Genomic DNA, 988 nt, shown 5'->3' with positions numbered 1-988 from the left:
TTAACTGCAGTCAAAGATGACGAAGGTAAAGACACCGAAGAGAAGAAGTGGGAGCAAATCAACAAAGCTCAAGCACTATGGACTCGCAACAAGTCTGACATCACTAAAGAAGAATACCAAGAGTTCTACAAACACGTTTCTCATGACTTTGCAGATGCTCTGACTTGGAGCCACAACAAGGTTGAAGGTAAGAACGACTACACAAGCCTGCTTTACATCCCATCTAAAGCGCCTTGGGATATGATGAACCGTGACCACAAGAGCGGTCTTAAGCTTTACGTTCAGCGTGTTTTCATCATGGATGACGCAGAACAGTTTATGCCATCATACATGCGCTTTGTTCGTGGTTTGATTGACTCGAATGATCTACCTCTGAACGTTTCTCGTGAAATCCTACAAGACAACAAGGTGACTCAATCGCTACGTGGTGCTTGTACTAAGCGTGTATTGACCATGCTTGAGCGTATGGCTAAGAACGACAATGAGAAGTACCTAGAGTTCTGGAAAGAGTTTGGCCTTGTAATGAAAGAAGGTCCAGCGGAAGACATGGCGAACAAAGAGAAGATCGCCGGTCTGCTACGCTTTGCATCAACGGAAGTCGATTCTTCTGAGCAAACAATCAGCCTAGCGTCTTACGTCGAGCGTATGAAAGAAGGTCAAGATAAGATCTACTACCTGACTGCAGACAACTACACAGCCGCAAAAAATAGCCCACACCTAGAGCAATTTAAAGCAAAAGGCATTGAAGTAGTTATAATGTACGATCGCATTGATGAGTATGTAATGAACTACCTAACTGACTTCGATGGTAAACAATTCCAATCAATCACCAAGGCTGGCCTAGACTTAAGCAAGTTTGAAGGCGAAGAAGAGAAAGAGAAGCAAAAAGAGACAGAAGAAGAGTTCAAATCTGTTGTCGAGCGCACTCAATCTTACCTAGGTGAGCGTGTGAAAGAGGTACGTACCACGTTCAAGCTGGCAAACACGC

1 protein-coding gene is annotated in these 988 nt (G+C 44.1%); it reads left to right on the top strand.

All coding sequences use genetic code 11. From position 1 onward, the window contains the following. Nucleotides 1-988 (top strand): molecular chaperone HtpG (htpG, locus tag KIV40_RS34775; RefSeq protein ID WP_285354011.1); only part of this gene is annotated, 988 nt, incomplete at both ends.

Source organism: Vibrio sp. D173a, assembly GCF_030248475.1.
Note: the sequence above shows the minus strand (reverse complement) of the source record. Positions and strands in the feature narration are given on the sequence as shown.